We start from the raw sequence: 24,318 nt of genomic DNA, 5'->3' as shown, positions 1-24,318 counted from the left end.
ACGTATTATTAAAGGTCACTACAATGGCAAGAGAAAAGTTTGAACGTACTAAACCACATGTAAATGTTGGCACAATCGGTCACGTTGACCACGGTAAAACTACTTTAACAGCAGCGATTTCTGCAGTGTTAAGTAAAACATACGGTGGCGAATCAAGAGATTTCGCACAAATCGATAACGCTCCTGAAGAGCGTGAGCGTGGTATTACTATTAATACTTCTCACATCGAGTATGACACTCCGTCACGTCACTACGCACACGTAGATTGCCCAGGTCACGCGGATTATGTTAAAAACATGATCACTGGTGCTGCGCAAATGGACGGTGCTATCTTAGTAGTAGCTGCGACTGATGGCCCTATGCCTCAAACTCGTGAGCACATCCTACTTTCTCGTCAGGTTGGCGTTCCTTACATCATCGTATTCATGAACAAATGTGACATGGTTGATGATGAAGAGCTAATCGAATTAGTAGAAATGGAAGTTCGTGAACTTCTTTCTGAATATGACTTCCCTGGTGATGATTTACCATTAATCCAAGGTTCTGCGCTTAAAGCGTTAGAAGGCGAAGCAGATTGGGAAGCGAAGATTTTAGAACTTGCAGAAGCTCTAGATACTTATATTCCAGAGCCTAAGCGTGATATCGATAAGCCATTCATCATGCCTATCGAAGACGTATTCTCAATTTCAGGTCGTGGTACAGTAGTAACAGGTCGTGTTGAGCAAGGTATCGTTAACACTGGTGATACAGTAGAGATCATTGGTATTAAAGAAACTCAAACAACAACTTGTACAGGTGTTGAAATGTTCCGTAAGTTGCTTGACGAAGGTCGTGCAGGTGAGAACATTGGTGCATTATTACGTGGTACTAAACGTGAAGAAGTTGAACGTGGTCAAGTATTAGCGAAGCCTGGTTCAATCCAGCCTCATACTAAATTTGAATCAGAAGTTTACGTGTTATCTAAAGAAGAAGGCGGACGTCATACTCCATTCTTCAAAGGTTACCGTCCACAGTTCTACTTCCGTACAACTGACGTAACTGGTGCTGTAGAGCTTCCAGAAGGCGTTGAAATGGTAATGCCTGGTGATAACATCAAGATGGTAGTAGAGTTAATTGCTCCTATCGCGATGGACGAAGGTTTACGTTTCGCGATCCGTGAAGGCGGACGTACAGTTGGTGCAGGTGTTGTAGCATCAGTAATAGCTTAATTAAGACTTAGTCTTAATTGAAAAAAAGGTCACTTAGGTGACCTTTTTTATTGCCTATTGTTTATGTTGGTGTTTACTATTGAAATTAATTTGTCTTTCAACTTGTAGTTCGGAGTTGAGTTAGTATAATAGCGCGCCCTCTTTTATGATTCCCTTTAGCTTTATGATTCACAAAAGTGGTGTAACTATTAGTTTAGTTAGTAGTTTAAGTGGGGCTAGGTAAACGTAAGTTTATTGTTTTTAAACGAGAGTGTTTTGTTGCAAGATTGTTCTCGTTTAAGAACGATAAATAATTTTTTTTTGTGTAGTAAGGTGTAAAAAATGAGTGCCAACATTGTACAGTCAAATAAAGGACTGGATTTAGTAAAATGGATAGTAGCGATTGCGTTGTTAGCAGGAGCTGTTGTTGCAAATAATATGTTTGACCAAGAATCAGTATTATTACGTGCTGTGGGTGTTGTTGGTGCAGTAGTTATAGCTGGATTCTTTGCAGCTACAACGTTTAAGGGTAGAACATTTTTAAACTTTGCTAAAGAGTCTAGAACTGAAGTTCGTAAAGTTGTTTGGCCTACACGCCAAGAAGCGACACAGACTACTTTCATCATCTTTATAGCAACGGCAATTATCGCTGTATTGTTATACTTTATCGATATGGGCTTAAGAGCTTTAGTTACTTTCTTAACGGGTGTAGGAATTTAAAATGTCTGATAACGAATTGAATGAAAATCCAGAATTAAATGAAGAAGAAGTTGTAGCCGAAAAAATTGTCTACAGAACTGAAACTTCTACTGGCGAAAAATTACGCTGGTATGTTGTTCAAGCTTACTCAGGATATGAAGCTAGAGTTCAAAAAGCATTAGCTGAACACATTAAAATCGAACAAATGGAAGATCTATTTGGCCGTGTACTTGTTCCAACTGAAGAAGTTGTAGAAATGCGTGCTGGACAAAAAAGACGTTCAGAGCGTAAATTCTTCCCTGGTTATGTTTTAGTTGAAATGGCTATGAACGAAGAAGCATGGCATTTAGTTAAAAATACACCACGTGTTTTAGGATTCATCGGCGGAACATCTGATCGTCCAGCGCCTATTACTAATAAAGAAGTAAGTGCGATTCTTAATCGTCTTGAAGAAAATGTTGATAAGCCTAAGCCTAAAACATTATTCGAACCAGGCGAAGTTGTTCGTGTTACTGACGGTCCATTTGCAGATTTCAACGGTGTTGTTGAAGAAGTAGATTATGAGAAGAGCCGCGTAAAAGTTTCTGTTTTAATATTTGGTCGTTCAACACCAGTTGAATTAGAGTTTGGTCAGATAGAAAAAGATAAATAAAACAACAAGTAAAATTATCATTGAAATGGGTTGCTATTGTCTATATAATGCGCGACCCATTTCTTTTTGCATTTGTAAAAATGCAGAAATGGTTTAACCGGGAAGCCGTTAAGTAAGAAACCTCGTTCTTACTAGGCAAAGACCCATTAATGAGGAAGCTAAAATGGCTAAAAAAGTAGAAGCGCTAATCAAGTTGCAAGTTGCAGCTGGTATGGCAAACCCTAGTCCACCAGTTGGTCCAGCTCTTGGTCAACATGGTGTGAACATCATGGAATTCTGTAAAGCATTCAATGCCAAAACTGGCGATATGGAAAAAGGCGCACCAGTGCCTGTTGTTATCTCTGTTTACAATGATCGTTCATTCACATTCGAAACTAAGACTCCACCTGCATCTTACTTACTTAAGAAAGCTGCTGGTATCAAGTCTGGTTCTGGTCGTCCTAACACTGAAAAAGTAGGTACAGTAACACGTGCTCAACTTGAAGAAATCGTTAAGACTAAAGAACCTGATCTTACTGCGGCCGATATGGACGCAGCTGTACGCACTATTGCCGGCTCAGCTCGTGCAATGGGCTTGAATGTAGAGGGTTAATCAATGGCTAAATTAACAAAACGCGCACGTATCATTCGTGAAAAAGTTGATGCAACTCGTGAATACGGCATCGAAGAAGCTGTATCTCTACTTCAAGAACTAGCGACAGCTAAGTTTAAAGAAAGTGTTGATGTTGCAATTAACTTAGGTATCGATCCTCGTAAATCTGACCAAAACGTTCGTGGTGCTACTGTACTACCTAACGGAACTGGTAAAGACGTACGTGTTGCGGTATTTACACAAGGTGCTAACGCTGAAGCTGCTAAAGCTGCAGGCGCTGACATCGTAGGCATGGAAGACCTAGCTGAGCTTGTAAAAGCTGGCGAAATGAACTTCGACGTTGTTGTTGCATCTCCTGATGCAATGCGTGTTGTTGGTCAATTAGGTCAAATCTTAGGTCCACGCGGACTTATGCCTAACCCTAAAGTTGGCACAGTAACTCCAGACGTAGCTACAGCAGTTAAAAATGCTAAAGCTGGTCAGGTTCGTTACCGTAATGATAAAGCTGGTATCGTTCACGCTTCAATTGGTAAAGCTGAATTTGATGTTGCCTCTATCAAGCAAAACTTAGAAGCATTAGTAAGTGCAATCGTTAAAGCAAAACCTGCGTCTGCAAAAGGTACTTTCATTAAGAAAATTAGCCTTTCTACGACTATGGGTGCTGGCCTTGCATTAGACCAAAGTTCTATCGCTCTAGATAAGTAACTTTAGTATTCGGGTTGAGGTGTTTTTTAAAATGCCTCCATCCAAGACCGTAGGTGTAGATTTGACTTGTCAATGATACTTAATTTCCTACGCAGATGGTGATGACCCCAGAAGATTTCCTTCTGGCTTTCACCGGAATTGTTTAAGGGTTAAACCTTAAACTAATAAAAACGAGTTGGAGTAATCCAACTTTAACCAGGAGAAAAGCTAATGGCATTAAATCTTGATGGCAAAAAAGCAGTAGTTGCTGAAGTCCAAGAAGCAGCCAAAAGCGCTCTATCTGCTGTAGTAGTAGATGCTCGTGGTGTATCAGTAACAGCTATCACTGAACTTCGTAAAGAAGCTCGTGCTAATGGTGTTTGGATGAAGGTTGTTCGCAACACTTTAGCTAAACTAGCTGTTAAAGGTACTAACTTCGAATGTCTGTCTGATGCATTTACTGGTCCTACTTTAATCGCATTTTCTAACGAGCACCCAGGTGCTGGTGCGCGTATCTTTAAAGATTTCGCAAAGAAAAACGATAAGTTTGACCTGAAAATTGCATCATTCGAAGGCAACGTAGTAGCAGTTGACGTTTTAGCGTCACTACCTACATACGACGAAGCTATTGCACGAATGATGAGCGTATTAAAAGAAGCTTCTGCAGGCAAACTAGTGAAAACACTAGCTGCGGTAAAAGAAGCAAAAGAAGCTGCATAAGTTTATTGTTTATTTATAAACGTAACGCAGTTTTTGGTGAAAGTATTAGAGTGAATAAATCACTCATAAAGTTAGGAATAGAAAAATGTCTATAACTCAAGATCAAATCTTAGATGCAGTTGCAGAAATGTCTGTAATGCAAGTTGTTGAACTAGTTGAAGCAATGGAAGAAAAATTCGGTGTAACTGCAGCTACTGCTGTTGCTGCTGGTCCTGCTGCAGAATCTGCAGAAGAGCAAACTGAATTTGACGTAATGTTAACAGCTGCTGGTCCAAATAAAGTATCTGCAATCAAAGCCGTACGTGCTGCTACAGGTCTTGGCCTGAAAGAAGCTAAAGCAATGGTTGAAGCTGCTCCAGTTGCAGTTAAAGAAGCTGTATCTAAAGGAGAAGCTGACGAACTTAAAGCTACTCTTGAAGAAGCAGGCGCAACTGTTGAAATCAAATAGTCTAACGTTTGTTAGATTATCTGCCTAAATTTTAGGCATGGGCTGGTGATTATTATCACCGGCCTTTTTGCGCTATATCTGCATAAAATCTTTTATAGCGCAAAGTTTGATGATAAAACTTACTTGTTAAGACAAGTGTTTATTGTCAGAGGTAGTCTGCTAAGTATGAAACTGGCAGGCATATAGGGTCAAAAATCAGCAAGCTGAGGAACCACATGGCTTACTCTTATTCTGAAAAGAAACGAATTCGTAAGGATTTTGGCAAACGTGAACACGTTTTAGACATGCCATATCTTCTACAAGTTCAGCTTGAATCGTACAATAAATTCATTCAAGCAGACGTAGACGGTAACAATGGTATAGAAGCGGCCTTCCGTTCTGTATTCCCTATTAAGAGCTATTCAGGTAGCGCCGAATTACAATTTGTCAGTTATCGCGTTGGAGAACCTGTGTTCGACGTGAAAGAATGTCAAATTAGAGGTGTTACATACGCGGCTCCATTGCGCGTAAAACTTCGTTTAGTTCTTATGGATAAAGAAGCTGCTCCTGGTACTGTTAAAGATATCAAAGAGCAAGAAGTTTATATGGGCGAAATGCCTTTAATGACGGACAACGGAACATTTGTAATAAATGGAACTGAGCGTGTAATCGTTTCTCAGTTACACCGTTCTCCAGGTGTGTTCTTTGATCATGACAAAGGTAAAACGCACTCTTCAGGTAAAGTTTTGTATAACGCTCGCGTTATTCCTTACCGTGGTTCTTGGTTAGACTTTGAGTTTGACCCAAAAGATAATTTATTTGTTCGTATAGACCGTCGTCGTAAATTACCGGCTACTATCATGCTACGTGCATTAGAATATTCTACAGAAGAAATTCTAGGTTTATTCTTTGAAAATATCGCTGTTGAAATTAAAGATGAAAAATTCTTAATGGAACTTCAACCGTCACGTTTACGTGGTGAAACTGCTTTATTTGATATTAAAAATGATGAAGGTGAGGTTATTGTTGAAATAGGCCGCAGAATTACTGCGCGTCATATTCGTACAATGGAAAAATCTGCTATTAAACAGATTGAAGTTCCTCATGAATACATCATTGATAAAGTTTTATCTAAAAACTATGTTGACGAGTCAACTGGCGAAGTCGTTGCAGAAGCAAATGATTTAGTTAGTTTAGAGCTTTTAGCTAAAATGGCTGAAGCTGGTCACACTACGTTTGAAGTTATCTATACAAATGATTTGGATCATGGTTCTTATATCTCTGACACGTTACGTGTAGATTCTTCTACTAATCGCCTAGAAGCGTTAGTTGAAATTTACCGTATGATGCGTCCGGGTGAGCCACCAACGAAAGATTCTGCGGAAGCTTTATTCGAGAATTTATTCTTCTCTCTAGAACGTTATGATTTATCAAGCGTTGGTCGAATGAAGTTTAACCGTCGTGTAGCTCGTGAAGATCTTGTCGGTGAAGGTACATTAAGTAAACAAGACATCGTTGATGTTATGAAAGTACTTATTAGTATTCGTGACGGTAAAGGTGACGTAGACGATATCGACCATTTAGGTAACCGTCGTATACGTTCTGTTGGTGAAATGGCAGAAAACCAATTCCGTGTTGGTCTAGTCCGTGTTGAACGTGCTGTTAAAGAACGTTTAAGCTTAGGTGATTTAGATAGCACAACGCCACAAGATTTAATTAACGCAAAACCTATTTCTGCTGCAATTAAAGAGTTTTTCGGTTCAAGCCAATTATCACAATTCATGGACCAAAATAACCCATTGTCAGAAGTCACGCATAAACGTCGTATTTCTGCTTTAGGTCCAGGTGGTTTGACACGTGAAAGAGCTGGTTTTGAAGTTCGAGACGTACATCCGACTCATTACGGTCGTGTTTGTCCAATCGAAACACCAGAGGGACCAAACATTGGTCTAATAAACTCTTTATCAATATTTGCTCGAGTAAACCATTACGGTTTCCTAGAAACGCCATATCGTCGTGTTGTTGACGGTGTTGTGACGGGTGAGATTGACTACTTATCAGCTATTGAAGAAGATAAGTTTGTTATCGCTCAGGCAAGTGCTGAAATGGATGCAAACAATCGTCTAACTGACGAACTTGTACCATGTCGTTTCAAAAACGAATTTACTATTACTACTATTGATCAAGTTCAATACATGGACGTGGCACCTCAACAGGTTGTATCTGTTGCGGCAAGCTTAATTCCATTCCTTGAGCACGATGATGCTAACCGTGCCTTAATGGGTGCGAACATGCAACGTCAAGCCGTTCCTACATTAATAGCTGATAAGCCGTTAGTTGGTACTGGTGTTGAAGCAGTAGTGGCAAAAGATTCAGGTGTAACTGTTGTTGCTAAACGTGGTGGTGTAATCGACTACGCAGATGCTTCACGTATTGTTGTTCAAGTTAGCGAAAGCGAATGTAAACCTGGCGAAGCCGGTATCGACATTTATAACTTAACTAAATACACACGTTCTAACCAAAACACATGTATTAATCAACGTACTACTGTTCGTACAGGTGAGCCTGTTGAACGTGGTGATATTTTGGCTGACGGTCCATCTACAGATTTAGGTGAATTAGCTCTTGGTCAAAACATGCGCGTTGCATTCATGCCTTGGAATGGTTACAACTTCGAAGATTCAATCCTTGTTTCTGAACGTGTAGTTAAAGAAGATCGTTTAACAACTATCCATATTCAAGAATTAAGCTGTGTGGCTCGTGATACTAAGTTAGGTCCTGAAGAAGTTACTTCTGACATTCCTAATGTTGGTGAATCAGCGCTTGGTAAACTTGATGATTCTGGTGTTGTTTATATTGGTGCTGAAGTTAAAGGCGGCGATATATTAGTAGGTAAAGTGACACCTAAAGGTGAAACACAACTTACGCCTGAAGAAAAACTTTTACGAGCAATCTTCGGTGAAAAAGCATCTGACGTTAAAGACAGTTCTTTACGTGTACCTAACTCTGTATCAGGTACTATTATTGACGTTCAGGTGTTTACTAGAGACGGTGTTGAGAAAGACAAACGTGCACTAGACATTGAAGCAATGCAATTAGCGCAAGCTAAGAAAGATTTGAATGAAGAATTCAGAATCTTAGAGAATAACTTACATTCACGTACTCGTGAGTTGTTAAAAGCTGGCGGTGTTGATGCTGATAAAGTAGCAACATTGGAAGGCGAAAAGTTATTCCAACAAAGCTTAAAAGACGAAACTCAACAATCAGAATTAGAGCAACTTGCTACTAGTTTTGAAGAGTTACGTACGGAATACGATAAAAAGTATGAAGTTAAGCGTCGTAAGATCACTCAAGGTGATGATTTAGCACCTGGCGTACTTAAGATTGTTAAAGTATACCTAGCTGTTAAACGTCGTATTCAACCTGGTGATAAGATGGCCGGTCGTCACGGTAACAAAGGTGTTATATCTACCATTGTTCCTGTTGAAGATATGCCTCATGACGAATTTGGTACTCCTGTAGATATCGTACTTAACCCGCTGGGCGTTCCATCTCGTATGAACGTCGGTCAGATCCTAGAGACGCATCTAGGTATGGCAGCGCGTGGTTTAGGTGAGAAATTAGATCGCATGATCAAAGAGCAAAAAGAATTAATCGAAATTCGTGAATTCTTGAGCAAAATCTATGCATCTGGTACTTCTCGTCAAGAAGTTGATATCGCAAGTTTCACTGATGATGAAGTTCGTCGTTTAGCGCAAAACTTACGTGCTGGTGTTCCGATTGCTACGCCTGTATTTGATGGTGCAGCAGAATCAGAAATCAAAGACTTATTTGAACTAGCGGACATGCCTCGCAGCGGACAATTCACATTGTTTGATGGTCGTACTGGTAATGCATTTGAGCGTAAAGTAACTGTTGGTTACATGTATATGCTTAAACTGAATCACTTAGTTGATGACAAAATGCATGCTCGTTCTACTGGTTCTTATAGCCTAGTAACTCAGCAACCACTTGGTGGTAAAGCTCAGTTTGGTGGTCAGCGTTTCGGAGAGATGGAAGTATGGGCACTAGAAGCTTATGGTGCTGCTTACACGCTTCAAGAAATGCTTACTGTTAAGTCAGATGACGTTAATGGTCGTACTAAGATGTATAAAAACATCGTAGACGGCGATCATCGTATGGAACCTGCGATACCAGAATCGTTTAACGTATTGTTAAAAGAGATTCGTTCGCTAGGTTTAAACATCGAGCTGGAAGAAGATTAATCTTAATCGGGTAACCGATTAAGTTCTTAGAAATTGAGTGGTAGGGCGTACTAATAATAGTCGCCCTAATGTTTCACTCCGACAGGAGAACACAAGTGAAAGACTTACTTAAGTTTTTGAAACAACAAAACAAGAGCGAAGAGTTCGATTCAATTAGAATCGGCCTAGCGTCACCAGACGTTGTTCGTTCTTGGTCATTTGGTGAAGTTAAAAAGCCAGAAACAATTAACTATCGTACGTTCAAGCCTGAACGTGATGGTTTGTTCTGTGCTCGTATCTTCGGCCCAGTTAAAGACTATGAGTGTTTATGTGGTAAATACAAACGTCTTAAACACCGTGGTGTAATTTGTGAAAAATGTGGCGTAGAAGTAACGCTTACCAAAGTTCGTCGTGAACGTATGGGCCACATTGAATTAGCAAGCCCAGTTGCACATATTTGGTTCTTAAAATCATTACCGTCGCGTATTGGTTTAATGCTAGATATGACGTTGCGTGATATTGAACGTGTTCTTTATTTTGAATCTTATGCCGTTACAGAATCTGGCATGACGACTCTTGAAAAAGGCCAAATGTTATCTGAAGAAGAATATTTAGATGCATTGGAAGAGCATGGCGATGAATTTGAAGCGAAAATGGGTGCTGAAGCCGTTTTTGAACTTCTTAAAGATATCGATATCAACCAACAATACGCTGAGATGAAAGAAGAATTACCAACGGTAACTTCTGAAACTAAACGTAAAAAATTAACAAAACGTCTTAAATTGATGGAAGCATTTTGTAACTCAGGTAACCGTCCAGAATGGATGGTTATGACAGTTCTTCCTGTTTTACCACCAGATTTACGTCCACTAGTACCTCTAGATGGCGGTCGTTTTGCTACGTCTGATTTGAATGACTTATATCGTCGTGTAATCAACCGTAACAACCGTTTGAAACGTCTATTAGACTTAGCTGCGCCTGATATTATCGTGCGTAACGAAAAACGTATGTTACAAGAAGCGGTTGATGCATTATTAGATAATGGTCGTCGTGGTCGTGCGATTACTGGTTCTAACAAACGTCCTCTTAAATCTTTGGCTGATATGATCAAAGGTAAACAAGGTCGTTTCCGTCAGAATCTACTAGGTAAACGTGTTGATTACTCAGGTCGTTCTGTAATCACAGTTGGTCCTACGCTTAAGCTACAACAATGTGGTCTACCTAAGAAAATGGCACTTGAATTATTCAAACCATTTATCTACGGAAAATTAGAACTACGTGGTATGGCAACGACAATCAAAGCTGCGAAGAAAATGGTAGAGCGTGAAGCGCCGGAAGTTTGGGATATCTTAGATGAAGTTATCCGTCAACATCCAGTAATGCTTAACCGTGCACCAACTCTTCATAGACTTGGTATCCAAGCGTTTGAACCTGTTCTTATCGAAGGTAAAGCAATCCAATTGCATCCATTAGTTTGTGCGGCATATAACGCCGACTTCGATGGTGACCAAATGGCTGTTCACGTTCCATTAACACTTGAAGCTCAATTAGAAGCTCGTGCGTTAATGATGTCGACAAATAATATCTTATCACCAGCTAATGGTGAGCCAATCATCGTTCCTTCACAGGACGTTGTATTAGGTATTTACTATATGTCTCGCGACAGAGTAAATGCTAAAGGTGAAGGTTCAATCTTCAAAGATAAAAAAGAAGCTGAAAAAGCATATCGTACAGGTTGTGCAGACTTACACGCACGTGTAAAAGTTCGTATGACTGAAGTTGTAATTGCAGAAGACGGTACTCGTACCAATGTAACTTCAATTAAAGACACTACGGTAGGCCGTGCTATTTTATCTATGATTGCACCTGAAGGTTTCCCTTTTGATTTGATGAACCAAGCAATTGGTAAGAAACAAATCTCAATGTTGATCAATGAATGTTACCGTCGTCTTGGTATTAAAGACACAGTAATGTTTGCCGACCAAATCATGTATACCGGTTTCCACTACGCTATGTTAGCGGGTAACTCAATTGGTATTGATGATTTAGTTATTCCAGATGCAAAACATGAAATTATTGAAGACTCTCAAGCAGAAGTTGCTGAAATTCAAGACCAGTTCCAACAAGGTCTAGTAACAGCTGGTGAGAAATACAATAAAGTTATCGATATCTGGTCTACAGCAAACGAAAAAGTTTCAAAAGCGATGATGGACAACTTATCTACTGAACAAGTTGTTAATCGTGATGGTGTAACTGAAACTCAACCTTCGTTTAACAGCGTGTTTATGATGGCTGACTCTGGTGCTCGTGGTAGTGCCGCTCAGATCCGTCAGCTTGCTGGTATGCGTGGCTTGATGGCTAAACCAGACGGTTCAATCATCGAAACGCCAATCACTGCAAACTTCCGTGAAGGTCTGAACGTACTACAGTACTTCATCTCTACTCACGGTGCGCGTAAAGGTTTGGCGGATACCGCACTTAAAACAGCTAACTCGGGTTACTTAACTCGTCGTCTAGTAGATGTTGGCCAAGATTTGGTTATCACAGCACATGACTGTGGAACTGAAGAAGGCATAACAATGAAACCTCTTATTGAAGGCGGTGATGTTGTTGAGCCACTACGCGAACGTGTATTAGGTCGTGTTGTACTTAAAGATATCGTTATTCCAAAAACTAAAACTGTTTTAGTTGAAGCTGGAATCATGTTAGACGAAAAACTGTGTGACCTTTTAGAAGAGAACTCAGTTGATGAAGTTGAAGTTCGTTCAATCATTACTTGTGAGAATGACTTTGGTGTTTGTGCAGCTTGTTACGGACGTGACTTGGCTCGTGGTCACTTGATTAACCAAGGTGAGGCAGTAGGTGTTATTGCAGCACAATCAATTGGTGAACCAGGTACACAGCTTACGATGCGTACGTTCCATATCGGTGGTGCAGCATCTAGAGCATCAGCAGCTAACAGTGTTCAAGTTAAGAGTGACGGTACCGTTCGTCTTCATAATGCAAAACACGTTACAAATGCTGACGGTAGATTAGTTATCACTTCTCGTTCTGCTGAAGTTACTATCATTGACGACCAAGGTCGTGAAAAAGAGCGTTACAAGCTACCTTACGGTGCTGTAATGACGATTGCTGATGGTGCTGAAGTTAAAGGTAACGATACAGTTGCTAACTGGGACCCGCATTCACATCCAATCATTGTTGAACGTGCTGCTAAGATTCAGTTCTCTGATATCGAAGAAGCGAATACAGAAGTTCAAACTGATGAACTTACTGGTTTGACTCGTACGGTTGTTAAAGACTTATCTTTAGCTAACGCTAAAGAGCCTAAGTTAATCGTTGACTCTGGTGAGTCTGGTATACAGGAAATTCGTCTACCTTCATTTACTACAATTGAAGCAAAAGATGGTGCTGCTGTTGTTCCAGGTGATGTACTAGCGCGTATTCCTCAAGAAGGTTCAAAAACTCGAGACATTACAGGTGGTCTACCTCGCGTAGCCGATTTGTTTGAAGCTCGTAAACCAAAAGAACCTGCTATTCTTGCAGAAATCAGCGGTACTATCAGTTACGGTAAAGAAACTAAAGGTAAAAAACGTTTAGTTATTACTCCTGCTGAAGGCGAAGCACACGAAGAGATGATCCCTAAATGGCGTCAGCTTAACGTGTACGAAGGTGAATCAGTTTATACTGGTGAAGTTATTGCAGATGGCCCTGAGGCTCCGCATGACATCCTACGCTTACGTGGTATCACTGCATTCTCGAACTACATAGTTAATGAAGTTCAAGAAGTATACCGCCTACAAGGTGTAAAAATTAACGACAAGCACATTGAAGCTATCTGTCGTCAAATGTTACGTAAAGCAATTATCACTGATGCAGGTCAGTCTGAGTTCCTAGTTGGAGAACAGGTTGAAGTATCTAAAGTTAAAATTGCGAACCGTGCATTGAAAGCAGAAGGTAAAGATTTAGTTAAATTCAACCGTGATCTTTTAGGTATAACTAAAGCATCATTGTCTACTGAATCATTTATATCAGCGGCGTCTTTCCAAGAAACAACAAGAGTACTTACTGAAGCTGCTGTTGGTGGAAAACGTGACAGATTACGTGGTCTTAAAGAAAACGTAATTGTTGGTCGATTAATTCCAGCAGGTACTGGTTTTAGCTATCACTTAGACAAAGCTGCGGCAGCCAAAGCTTTTGATGAGGCAGCTGAAACAACAGAAACAGTGACTGCAGTTGATGCTGAACAAGCATTAGCAGATGCGTTAAACGCTGAATAATCACTCGTTAAAATAATAAAAACCCGCTTATAGCGGGTTTTTTTATAGCTAAAATAAATTCACCAATTAAATTTATATTTAAATTATGGTAATAAAGCCCTAGAAATGGGCGTTTCAGCGAAATGGCCAATAGTACTGACTTGACAGGTGAAATACTGAGCATTAGAATACGCCACCCCTAATTATAGGGGAGGCGCGTTTGTGCGCCGAATGGGTAGTAAATCAACTAATCAGGAGCTTTAAATGGCAACTATTAACCAGTTGGTACGTAAACCTCGTCAGCAAAAGACAAAACGTAATATGTCTGAAGCTTTGGACGCATGTCCTCAAAGACGTGGTGTATGTACTCGTGTTTATACAACAACACCTAAGAAGCCGAACTCTGCACTACGTAAAGTAGCTCGTGTTCGTCTAACTAATGGTAACGAAGTAACATCTTACATCGGTGGTGAAGGCCACAATCTACAAGAACACAGTGTGATCTTGATCCGTGGTGGTCGTGTTAAAGATCTACCAGGTGTGCGTTTCCACACAGTTCGTGGCGCACTAGATTGTTCAGGTGTTAACGATCGTAAACAAGCCCGTTCTAAATACGGCGCGAAGAAACCGAAGTCTTAACGGTTCTCCGTTAGTAAGGCCAAGCAAACTTAATTTATTAGTTTTGGGATATCCCTGAAGCAACCGGAGAATTTAAAATGCCAAGAAGAAGAGTTATAGCTAAACGTAAAGTCCTTCCAGATCCTAAGTTCGGATCGGAATTACTTACTAAATTCATCAACGTAGTAATGTTAGATGGTAAAAAAGCTGTTGCTGAAAAAATCATCTACATAGCGTTAGATGTAGCTGCCGAAAAATCAGGCAAAGAACACCTTGCTCTATTAGAAGAAGCACTAGATAACGTTCGTCCTACTGTGGAAGTAAAATCACGCCGTGTTGGTGGTTCTACTTATCAAGTACCAGTAGAAGTTCGTCCAGTGCGTCGTAATACGCTAGCCATGCGTTGGTTAATTGAAGCTGCCCGCAAGCGAGGTGAGAAGTCTATGGCGTTACGTCTAGCTAATGAGCTAGCAGATGCGGTTGAAAACAAAGGCTCAGCAGTTAAGAAACGTGAAGACGTTCATAAAATGGCTGAAGCTAACAAAGCATTTGCTCACTACCGTTGGTAGAAAACATTATATATCTGGAACAGGTAAGAGGAATTTATGGCTCGTAAGACTCCTATTGAGCGTTATCGTAACATCGGTATTGTAGCTCATGTAGACGCAGGTAAAACTACGACAACGGAGCGTGTGCTTTTTTATACCGGTATTTCTCACAAAATCGGTGAAGTACACGACGGCGCCGCGACCATGGACTGGATGGAGCAAGAGCAGGAACGTGGTATTACTATCACGTCTGCCGCTACCACTTGTTTTTGGAAGGGAATGGATTCTCAGTTTGACGAACACAGAGTAAACATTATTGATACTCCAGGGCATGTTGACTTCACGATTGAAGTTGAACGTTCTCTACGAGTTCTTGATGGGGCTGTTGTGGTGTTATGTGCATCTTCGGGTGTACAACCTCAAACTGAAACAGTTTGGCGTCAAGCGGACAAATACAAAGTCCCTCGCATGGTATTTGTTAATAAAATGGATCGCACCGGTGCTGATTTTCACTCCGTAGTTGGTCAAATTAAAGACCGTCTAGGGGCTGTGCCAGTTCCTGTTCAATTACCTATAGGTTCTGAAGATAATTTCCAAGGTGTTGTTGACCTCATTAAAATGAAGGCCATCAACTGGAACGAAGCTGACCAAGGTATGAGTTTTACTTATGAAGACATTCCTTCAGAGTTAGTTGAAGAAGCAGAAGAATATCGACAAGAGTTGATTGAATCTGCTGCTGAAGCTACTGATGAATTAATGGATAAGTATCTTGAAGGTGAAGAGTTAACCGAAGACGAAATTAAATTCGGCCTACGTGAAAGAACATTAAAAAATGAGATTGTACTTTGTGCTTGTGGTTCAGCATTTAAGAACAAGGGTGTGCAAGCAGTATTAGATATGGTTGTCGAATACTTGCCAGCGCCTACTCAAGTTCCAGCTATAACTGGTATTAATGAAGACGGAACTGTTGGTGAACGTCCAGCGGACGACAAAGCACCTTTTGCTGCTTTGGCATTTAAGATAGCCACAGACCCGTTTGTTGGTACCTTGACGTTTTTCAGAGTTTATTCTGGTGTTGTACAAACTGGTGACAGTGTTTACAATCCAATTAAATTCAAAAAAGAACGTTTTGGGCGCATCGTACAGATGCACTCAAATAACCGCGAAGAAATTAAAGAAGTACGCGCGGGAGATATTGCTGCTGCAGTTGGTCTGAAACAAGTGACTACAGGTGACACATTATGTGACCCTGATCACAAGATTACGCTTGAGCGTATGGAGTTTCCAGAACCTGTAATCTCAATAGCAGTAGAACCAAGATCACAACCTGATCAAGAGAAAATGGCTGTGGCGTTAAGTAAATTAGCGGCTGAAGACCCGTCATTCAAAGTCGAAACTGACGAAGAATCGGGTCAAATCATTATCTCAGGAATGGGTGAGCTTCACTTAGACATAATTGTCGACCGTATGCGTCGTGAATTTAGTGTAGAGTGCAATGTAGGTAAGCCACAAGTGGCGTATCGTGAGTGCATAACCTCTGCCGTTGAAGTTGAAGGTAAGTTTATACGTCAGTCAGGTGGCCGTGGTCAATATGGTCACGTTTGGCTGAAGCTAGAGCCAATAGACATTGAAAGTGATGAACCTTATGTTTTCGTTAACGAAACCGTAGGCGGCTCAGTACCTAAAGAATTCATTCCTGCTGTTGATCAAGGTATCAAAGAGCAGATGAAGAGTGGCGTTCTTGCTGGGTATCCTGTGTTGGGTGTTAAAGCCACATTATATGATGGCTCATTTCATGATGTAGATTCTAACGAAATGGCGTTTAAAATCGCCGCTTCGATGGCATTTAGAGATGGTGCTTTGGACGCGACTCCAAAGCTGTTAGAACCTATGATGAAAGTCGAAGTTATAACGCCAGAAGCTTCAATGGGTGATGTTGTTGGTGATTTAAACCGCCGTCGTGGAATGATCGACGGTATGGATGAAGCACCAGCTGGTATGAAAGCGATTAAAGCTCAAGTACCACTAGCAGAAATGTTTGGCTACTCTACTGATTTGCGTAGTGCAACTCAGGGACGTGCTTCTTACTCTATGGAGTTTTTGAAGTACGGTGAAGCACCAAATAATGTAGCAGACAAAATTATGTCTGCGCGTAGATAATTAATTATTTTTGAATCAATGACCTATTAAGGTTGTATTTAATTTAAGGAAACTTAAAAATGGCTAGAGAAAAGTTTGAACGTACTAAACCACATGTAAATGTTGGCACAATCGGTCACGTTGACCACGGTAAAACTACTTTAACAGCAGCAATTTCTGCAGTGTTAAGTAAAACATACGGTGGCGAATCAAGAGATTTCGCACAAATCGATAACGCTCCTGAAGAGCGCGAGCGTGGTATTACTATTAATACTTCTCACATCGAGTATGACACTCCGTCACGTCACTACGCACACGTAGATTGCCCAGGTCACGCGGATTATGTTAAAAACATGATCACTGGTGCTGCGCAAATGGACGGTGCTATCTTAGTAGTAGCTGCGACTGATGGCCCTATGCCTCAAACTCGTGAGCACATCCTACTTTCTCGTCAGGTTGGCGTTCCTTACATCATCGTATTCATGAACAAATGTGACATGGTTGATGATGAAGAGCTAATCGAATTAGTAGAAATGGAAGTTCGTGAACTTCTTTCTGAATATGACTTCCCTGGTGATGATTTACCATTAATCCAAGGTTCTGCGCTTAAAGCGTTAGAAGGCGAAGCAGATTGGGAAGCGAAGATTTTAGAACTTGCAGAAGCTCTAGATACTTATATTCCAGAGCCTAAGCGTGATATCGATAAGCCATTCATCATGCCTATCGAAGACGTATTCTCAATTTCAGGTCGTGGTACAGTAGTAACAGGTCGTGTTGAGCAAGGTATCGTTAACACTGGTGATACAGTAGAGATCATTGGTATTAAAGAAACTCAAACAACAACTTGTACAGGTGTTGAAATGTTCCGTAAGTTGCTTGACGAAGGTCGTGCAGGTGAGAACATTGGTGCATTATTACGTGGTACTAAACGTGAAGAAGTTGAACGTGGTCAAGTATTAGCGAAGCCTGGTTCAATCCAGCCTCATACTAAATTTGAATCAGAAGTTTACGTGTTATCTAAAGAAGAAGGCGGACGTCACACTCCATTTTTCAAAGGTTACCGTCCACAGTTCTACTTCCGTACAACTGACGTAACTGGTGCTGTAGAGCTTCCAGAAGGCGTTGAAATGGTAATGCCTGGTGATAACATCAAGATGGTAGTAGAGTTAATTGCTCCTATCGCGATGGACGAAGGTTTACGTTTCGCGATCCGTGAAGGCGGACGTACAGTTGGTGCAGGTGTTGTAGCATCAGTAATAGCTTAATTAAGACTTAGTCTTAATTGAAAAAAAGGTCACTTAGGTGACCTTTTTTATTGCCTGTAATTTATATTTTATTGTTTATATTTATTTGCTCACCAATGCATTCTGGCTTTATATTCTGCTTCTTTTCCTAGTGCTTTTCGGGTGGCGATTTTTTGATTTTTTCCAGCGAGTATCTTTACTTGATACCAACTTTCTTTAGCAAAAAACGTTCTATCTGAACGACTCCAGTTTTGGTTAAATAGTTTTTTAACACCGGCTAATACATCAGGTGATTTTTCGATTAATTTTAAGGCTAATTCATTTGCTCTATCCAATGCTGAATCGTGTACTTCAGTGACTAGGTTATATTGTAAAGCTTGATCTGCAGTTAGAGTTTCTGCTGTCATGGTTAGTTTCATTGCCACATCAATTGGCATCAGCTTTCTTATTTGTGTGTTGCCAGCCATATCTGGAATAAGTCCCCACTTGCTCTCCATAATGCTTAATGATGAATTCAACTGTGCAATTCTAAAGTCAGCACCTAAGGCTATTTGTAATCCTCCGCCCCAGCATCGTCCATGTATGGCTGCAATAACCGGTACATTTAACTCACGCCACATGCTTGTCACTTTTTGCGCTAAGTTACTATTACCAGGTAGCCATTTAAATAATAATTTTAGGGCTGAGCTAGGTTTACTCATAACCGACTTAACATCTAGTCCAGTACAAAAGTCAGGGCCTACTCCGGTCAAGATCACAACTCGAATCTGGCGGTTTTTTCTGAGTGATTTAATGGTGTTTTTGATAGCTAAAAACATCTCAATATCGAGTGCATTTAATTTTTCAGGTTTATTTAAGCTAACGGTAGCAATACCATTATCTGAAATGTTGAGGGTAACTGGGCTGTTAGTCATAGGTAACTTATTTGTGGCAAATAAAATTAACGTTACCGTGAAATACAAGATTTAGCGATAAAAAAATGGAAGCTTGTCGCTTCCATTTTATTTCTGTAATTAATACGAGTGCTTTCGTTGGCGAATTTTCTTATCTATCCAACGGCTAGTTTTTGTCATCATCTTTTGAACTTTTTTAAGCCAAACCTTAGCTTGTTCGTATTCTAAACTTAATAGGTATAAACCAGGAAGTAAGAATAGTACCGAAGGGCCAGGCAATACGATGAATATTAAACCTAATAAAGTTAATGCACCGCCTATTATGGTGAGTAAAACTTTTCTGATCAGTAAGTAACTATTCATATTAAAAGTCTATATCCATTTCACCAGTTATACTTGACACTTTTAGGCCACCAGAACCAGCTTCAATAATTTTTAAGCCACCGGCACCTTTTATTGTAATGTCACCTGAACCATCGTCTATGCTCACCTTGCCACTGGTATTTAGCACGGTAACTTCTCCAGAACCATCTTCAATATTAATATCGCCATTGGTATTCTCTATTGTTACTTCGCCAGAACCATCGTCTAGGTTAATGTTGCCGTTAATGTCATTAAGGCTTATTGAACCTGATCCGTCTTCAATATTAAGTGCACCATTAATATTTGAGATAGTCATTGAACCGGAACCATCATCGACAGACACTGAATTATTCACACGTGAAATACGAATGTCACCAGAACCGTCATCTATATCTAATGCTAAGTTTTGTGGAACTGTCACCGTTAGGTCTGTATATGGCGAGCTACCGTACCAATTACCAAAGCTATCTTGGCTGGCGATCAACTTAGCTTTATTACCCATTTTTTCTAGGGTAAGTACATAACTCTTGTTTTCGTCTGTCGTTATATTAGCTTCTACAGTAATGGTTGTTGTATCACTACCAATGATAGTTAGAGAGCCAGCTCCAGCGTCTATAACCAATTCTGATAATACAGATGCGTCGAGCTGCAAGGTTTCTGTTAATTTAACATTGGCTGTTTTTCCTTTGCCACCAACGTGAAAGACACAAGCTGATATTGCTGTGGTAAGAGCGAGAAGGGTAATTAATTTTACTGTTTTCATTTGATTTCCAATAAGTCTATTTGGCTAGTATTGTTTATATCCTATGTGGTTTATATCAATAATGAAGCCAATGTTTAACTTTATGAATTTATTGGGTTTTATTTTTAATGTGAGTGTGTGGTTGATAATGAGCTAGTCATAAAAACCAAAAAATGGTCTTTATGACTATTGTCTATTAGGGATTTAAAATACCGAGGATTTTATTCTGCTGTTTTTGATGAACTAGATACGGCTTTATTTATAGTGTTCATTTCTTGCTTTGTTAATTCACGCCATTGGCCAACTCTTAAGCCTGTCAAATCAACATTCATTATTCTTGTGCGTTTTAGTTTAACAACGTCATATTCTAAGTATTCACACATGCGTCTAATTTGGCGGTTTAACCCTTGAGTTAGGATTATTTTAAATTGCTTTGCGCCAACAAGCTGAACTTTACAAGGTTTAGTAATGGTGTCGAGTATTGGTATACCCTTTTCCATTTTACTTTTAAAGCGGTCGTTCAGCGGTCTATCTACTGTAACTAGATACTCTTTCTCATGGGCATTTTCAGCTCTGAGTATTTTATTGACGATATCACCATCGCTCGTCAAAAATATTAATCCTTCCGATGGCTTATCTAAGCGTCCTATTGGAAAAATACGTTGGCTATGATTAACTGCGTCAACAATATTGCCTCGTATGTGCTTCTCCGTGGTGCAGGTGATGCCAATAGGTTTATTATAAGCTATGTACACTCTATCTGATTTATTGTCTGGCATAGCGCCTATAGGCTTACCATTAACTGTTACTTTGTCGCCAGCCATAACTTTAGTGCCTAGCTCTGGGATAACACCGTTAATTTTTACTCTTTCTTGCTCTATTAATCTATCGGCTTCCCTGCGTGAGCAGTAACCAGATTCACTAATAAATTTATTGAGGCGTTTACCTATTTGTTCTGACACAGTGTTGGACCTTTAGCGATTAAGACAGGGGATAATAACATATATAGACGAAGCTATAGCCTCTAGGATTTTGAATTTTTTATAATAAAAAACCCACTTAAAAAAGTGGGTTTTTTTGCGTCTAAAAAGGTTTACTTTTTAGCTGCTTCTTTTTCAGCTTTTGCTTTCGCAATTACTTCATCAGCAACACTACCTGGACAAGGCATGTAGTTTTTGAACTCCATAGAGAACTGACCACGGCCTGAAGTCATAGTACGTAGTGAACCAATGTAACCAAACATTTCTGAAAGTGGTACGTCAGCTTTAATACGAACACCAGTTGCACCGGCTTCTTGACCAGCGATCATGCCACGACGACGACTAAGGTCACCGATAACATCACCAACGTGATCTTCAGGAGTGAACACGTCTACAGCCATAACAGGCTCAAGAAGTTGAGCACCAGCTTTAGGAATAGACTGACGGAATGCACCACGTGCTGCTAATTCAAATGCTACAGCAGATGAATCCACGGCGTGGAAGCCACCATCATAAAGTTCGATTTCAACGTCAAGTACAGGGAAACCAGCAAGTACACCAGTGTCCATCATTCCAGCAAAACCTTTTTCGATTGCAGGGAAGAATTCTTTAGGTACGTTACCGCCAACAACTGTTGATGAGAACGTGAAACCAGAACCAGGTTCACCAGGCTTGATACGGTAATCGATTTTACCGAATTGACCAGAACCACCAGATTGTTTCTTATGAGTATAAGAATCTTCAACTGCTTTTGTGATTGTTTCGCGGTAAGCAACTTGAGGCTCACCAACTTCTAATTCAACACCGTATGTACGTTTTAAGATATCAACTTTGATGTCTAAGTGAAGCTCACCCATACCAGATAGGATTGTTTCGCCAGAATCTTGGTCAGTCTCAACACGGAATGTTGGATCTTCTGCAACCATTTTACCGATAGCAATACCCATTTTCTCAGTTGAACCTTTATCTTTAGGCTTAACAGAGATAGAGATTACTGGTTCAGGGAAAACCATTGCTTCTAGGATGATTGGATCTTTAGGATCACATAAAGTGTGACCAGTTTGTACGTTAGTTTTCATACCAACGATAGCGATGATGTCGCCCGCTTGTGCTGAAGTAAGTTCGTTACGGTCATCAGCTTGCATTTCACACATACGACCAACACGCTCAGTTTTACCTGTAGCAGCGTTCATTATAGTATCACCTTTCTTAAGCGTACCTGAGTAGATACGTACGAAAGTAAGTGAACCAAAACGGTCATCAGTGATTTTAAATGCTAATGCTTTAAATGTTTCGTTTGCATCAACGATTGCAAATTTACCATTCGGCTCGCCTTCTTCATCAGTAAGCGGCTGAGGATCAACATCAGTTGGGCAAGGTAAGTAATCAACAACAGCGTCAAGAATGTTTTGAACACCTTTGTTTTTAAATGCAGAACCACAAAAAGTAGGGAAGAAATCCATTGTACGAGTACCAGCACGGATACAACGTTTGATTTCGTCCATAGCCGGTTCAGTACCGTCTTCTAAATATGCTTCCATAAGGTCATCGTCTTGCTCAAGAGCAGTTTCGATTAGCATTTCACGATATTCTTCTACTTGATCAACCATGTCCGCAGGAACATCAGTGATTTCGAAGTTTTCAGGAAGACCAGTGTCATCCCAAATGTATGCTTTACGTGTAAGTAGGTCAACAACACCACAAAACTCGTCTTCTATACCAATTGGCAAAACCATAACTAGTGGGTTAGCACCAAGTACGTCTTTAACCTGTTTAACAACACGGTAAAAATCAGCACCCATACGGTCTAATTTATTAACAAAAATTATACGTGCAACTTCTGAGTCATTTGCATAACGCCAGTTAGTTTCTGATTGTGGTTCAACACCACCAGAACCACAGAATACACCAACACCACCGTCTAATACTTTAAGAGAACGGTAAACTTCAACAGTGAAGTCAACGTGTCCAGGAGTATCGATTACGTTAAAACGGTGACCTTTCCAGAAACAACTTACAGCAGCAGATTGGATTGTTATTCCGCGCTCAGCTTCTTGTTCCATGAAGTCAGTAGTTGACTCACCGTCGTGTACTTCACCAGTCTTATGGATTTGACCAGTTAATTTTAAAATACGTTCTGTAGTAGTAGTCTTACCCGCGTCAACGTGAGCAAAGATACCTATGTTTCTATACTTGGACAAATCAGCCATTGTATTCTCTATCTTCTTTATAATAATGTGTTTAAAAAAATCCGCGGGATTCTATCATTAATTATACAAAACAGCACACTTTTTCAAAAAAAACATTACCTATTTATAAAAGTTATCTCACAAATGTACTGATATTTCGTTACAGTGTGCGAGATGATTCGGCGTAATTTTATTTGTATTAAGTAGGTGATTTTGAAAACCAAAAAGATAGCCTTAATTAGGCATGGCGAACCAAAACAATTAGGCCTGTTGTTAGGACATACAGATATTGAATTGTCTTCACTTGGCAAGCAACAGTTAACCAATCGTTTTAATGGCTTAACGTTTGATAGGATAATCAGTTCTCCGTTAAAGCGTTGTGCAGTAATGGCCAATTTAATTGCTGAAGAACGCAATATTAAATTAGAGATAGATGAACAAATAAAAGAAATGGACTTTGGTGACTGGGATGGGCTTAGCTACGATTCACTTTGGCATCAAACACCATCGATAGGTGATTTTTGGCAAAGTCCCACTACGGTAACGCCACCGAACGGGGAGTCGTTTCATGAGTTTCAAACTCGAATTAATAATTGGTGGCAAAAGTTAATAAGAGAAGATGAAAGTGCTGTAGTGGTTGTTACTCATGCTGGCGTGATCAAGCAAATCTTAAATAACTTATTAATGGCTAAATATTCAAATAGCCATGTTGATAACAATATAGTTGGTGCTTATAAAGTTAATTATGCTGGAATAGTGAATATAGAAGTCACATTAGATGAAGACGGCTATCCATGGCCTGTGTTAGTATTTTAATATTGTAAAAAACAAGTTAAACATATTGGGAATGTGGTGGCCTTACTTTTAGTAAATAGCTTTAGTAATGAGGGATTCCACAACTGTACCCGCAACTGTAAACAGAGCCGTATTGTAACCACTGGCCTTAGATATTTTAACATATAGAAGGTTTAGGAAGAGCAATGCTGAGATGCTGTAAGTCAGGATACCAAAAGTTTAACTTAATATTATTTTATTAATCTTATAAGAGAAAATAAATCAATATTTTATAAAATACCAAAACGAGCGGGCATACTCGAACTGGGCATTTCAATCACCTTCAAGTAAATTCCTTGTCGTT

At 39.9% G+C, this 24,318-nt stretch carries 19 protein-coding genes and 1 riboswitch; of the genes, 14 read left to right on the top strand and 5 right to left on the bottom strand.

From position 1 onward, the window contains the following. Positions 1–23 precede the first annotated feature (23 nt). The 13 genes from tuf (BTO11_RS01565) to tuf (BTO11_RS01505) all read left to right on the top strand — a co-directional run bounded on the left by tuf (BTO11_RS01565) (position 24) and on the right by tuf (BTO11_RS01505) (position 18,034). On the top strand, positions 24–1,208 hold the full coding sequence (tuf, locus tag BTO11_RS01565; protein ID WP_105050922.1) for an elongation factor Tu: 1,185 nt from the start codon (positions 24–26) through the stop codon (positions 1,206–1,208). A 321-nt stretch (positions 1,209–1,529) separates the two neighbouring features. Next, entirely contained in the window at positions 1,530–1,907 is a 378-nt protein-coding gene (gene secE, locus BTO11_RS01560) for a preprotein translocase subunit SecE (protein WP_105050933.1), read from the top strand. 1 nt (position 1,908) lies between these two features. Then, positions 1,909–2,538: a transcription termination/antitermination protein NusG gene (gene nusG / locus BTO11_RS01555; RefSeq protein WP_105050932.1), complete on the top strand. Its 630-nt coding sequence runs from the start codon at positions 1,909–1,911 to the stop codon at positions 2,536–2,538. A gap of 163 nt (positions 2,539–2,701) precedes the next feature. Beyond that, the gene (gene rplK, locus BTO11_RS01550; protein WP_105050931.1) at positions 2,702–3,130 is read left to right on the top strand and encodes a 50S ribosomal protein L11; all 429 of its coding nucleotides are present in this window, start codon (positions 2,702–2,704) and stop codon (positions 3,128–3,130) included. Positions 3,131–3,133: 3 nt separating this feature from the next. After that, the gene (gene rplA / locus BTO11_RS01545) at positions 3,134–3,835 is read left to right on the top strand and encodes a 50S ribosomal protein L1 (protein ID WP_105050930.1); all 702 of its coding nucleotides are present in this window, start codon (positions 3,134–3,136) and stop codon (positions 3,833–3,835) included. Between the two features lie 210 nt (positions 3,836–4,045). Beyond that, a complete protein-coding gene (gene rplJ / locus BTO11_RS01540) occupies positions 4,046–4,534 on the top strand; it encodes a 50S ribosomal protein L10 (protein WP_105050929.1) in 489 nt (162 codons plus the stop codon). Between the two features lie 85 nt (positions 4,535–4,619). Next, entirely contained in the window at positions 4,620–4,982 is a 363-nt protein-coding gene (gene rplL / locus BTO11_RS01535) for a 50S ribosomal protein L7/L12 (RefSeq protein ID WP_105050928.1), read from the top strand. A 215-nt stretch (positions 4,983–5,197) separates the two neighbouring features. Beyond that, positions 5,198–9,226 (top strand): DNA-directed RNA polymerase subunit beta, encoded by a 4,029-nt coding sequence (gene rpoB / locus BTO11_RS01530; protein WP_105050927.1) that lies wholly within the window; start codon positions 5,198–5,200, stop codon positions 9,224–9,226. A 95-nt stretch (positions 9,227–9,321) separates the two neighbouring features. Further along, positions 9,322–13,485, top strand: coding sequence for a DNA-directed RNA polymerase subunit beta' (gene rpoC, locus BTO11_RS01525; protein ID WP_105050926.1), 4,164 nt, complete (start codon positions 9,322–9,324; stop codon positions 13,483–13,485). Between the two features lie 243 nt (positions 13,486–13,728). After that, on the top strand, positions 13,729–14,103 hold the full coding sequence (rpsL, locus tag BTO11_RS01520) for a 30S ribosomal protein S12 (RefSeq protein WP_105050925.1): 375 nt from the start codon (positions 13,729–13,731) through the stop codon (positions 14,101–14,103). 77 nt (positions 14,104–14,180) lie between these two features. Beyond that, positions 14,181–14,651: a 30S ribosomal protein S7 gene (rpsG, locus tag BTO11_RS01515; protein WP_105050924.1), complete on the top strand. Its 471-nt coding sequence runs from the start codon at positions 14,181–14,183 to the stop codon at positions 14,649–14,651. Positions 14,652–14,687: 36 nt separating this feature from the next. Beyond that, on the top strand, positions 14,688–16,790 hold the full coding sequence (gene fusA / locus BTO11_RS01510; protein WP_105050923.1) for an elongation factor G: 2,103 nt from the start codon (positions 14,688–14,690) through the stop codon (positions 16,788–16,790). Between the two features lie 59 nt (positions 16,791–16,849). After that, positions 16,850–18,034: an elongation factor Tu gene (gene tuf, locus BTO11_RS01505; RefSeq protein ID WP_105050922.1), complete on the top strand. Its 1,185-nt coding sequence runs from the start codon at positions 16,850–16,852 to the stop codon at positions 18,032–18,034. 89 nt (positions 18,035–18,123) lie between these two features. Here tuf (BTO11_RS01505) and BTO11_RS01500 read toward each other — a convergent pair whose 3' ends face one another. The 5 genes from BTO11_RS01500 to fusA (BTO11_RS01480) form a co-directional block, all read right to left on the bottom strand. Further along, entirely contained in the window at positions 18,124–18,927 is an 804-nt protein-coding gene (locus tag BTO11_RS01500) for a crotonase/enoyl-CoA hydratase family protein (protein WP_105053629.1), read from the bottom strand. 99 nt (positions 18,928–19,026) lie between these two features. Beyond that, the gene (locus tag BTO11_RS01495; protein ID WP_229793382.1) at positions 19,027–19,269 is read right to left on the bottom strand and encodes a PGPGW domain-containing protein; all 243 of its coding nucleotides are present in this window, start codon (positions 19,267–19,269) and stop codon (positions 19,027–19,029) included. A 1-nt stretch (position 19,270) separates the two neighbouring features. Beyond that, positions 19,271–20,032: a DUF4097 family beta strand repeat-containing protein gene (locus BTO11_RS01490; RefSeq protein WP_105050921.1), complete on the bottom strand. Its 762-nt coding sequence runs from the start codon at positions 20,030–20,032 to the stop codon at positions 19,271–19,273. Between the two features lie 200 nt (positions 20,033–20,232). Next, complete coding sequence (gene rluF / locus BTO11_RS01485; protein ID WP_105050920.1) at positions 20,233–20,973, bottom strand: 23S rRNA pseudouridine(2604) synthase RluF; 741 nt, start codon at positions 20,971–20,973, stop codon at positions 20,233–20,235. A gap of 131 nt (positions 20,974–21,104) precedes the next feature. After that, positions 21,105–23,201 (bottom strand): elongation factor G, encoded by a 2,097-nt coding sequence (gene fusA, locus BTO11_RS01480; RefSeq protein ID WP_105050919.1) that lies wholly within the window; start codon positions 23,199–23,201, stop codon positions 21,105–21,107. Positions 23,202–23,393: 192 nt separating this feature from the next. On the opposite strand from fusA (BTO11_RS01480), the gene BTO11_RS01475 reads away from it, so the two are divergent. Continuing rightward, positions 23,394–23,996, top strand: coding sequence for a histidine phosphatase family protein (locus BTO11_RS01475; RefSeq protein WP_181135814.1), 603 nt, complete (start codon positions 23,394–23,396; stop codon positions 23,994–23,996). A 4-nt stretch (positions 23,997–24,000) separates the two neighbouring features. Then, positions 24,001–24,209, top strand: a riboswitch (cobalamin riboswitch). Positions 24,210–24,318: the final 109 nt, after the last annotated feature.

The sequence above is a fragment of the Psychrosphaera saromensis genome, assembly GCF_002954545.1.
GTDB classification, from domain to species: Bacteria; Pseudomonadota; Gammaproteobacteria; order Enterobacterales; family Alteromonadaceae; genus Psychrosphaera; species Psychrosphaera saromensis.
This window is presented reverse-complemented; position numbering and strand designations above follow the sequence as displayed.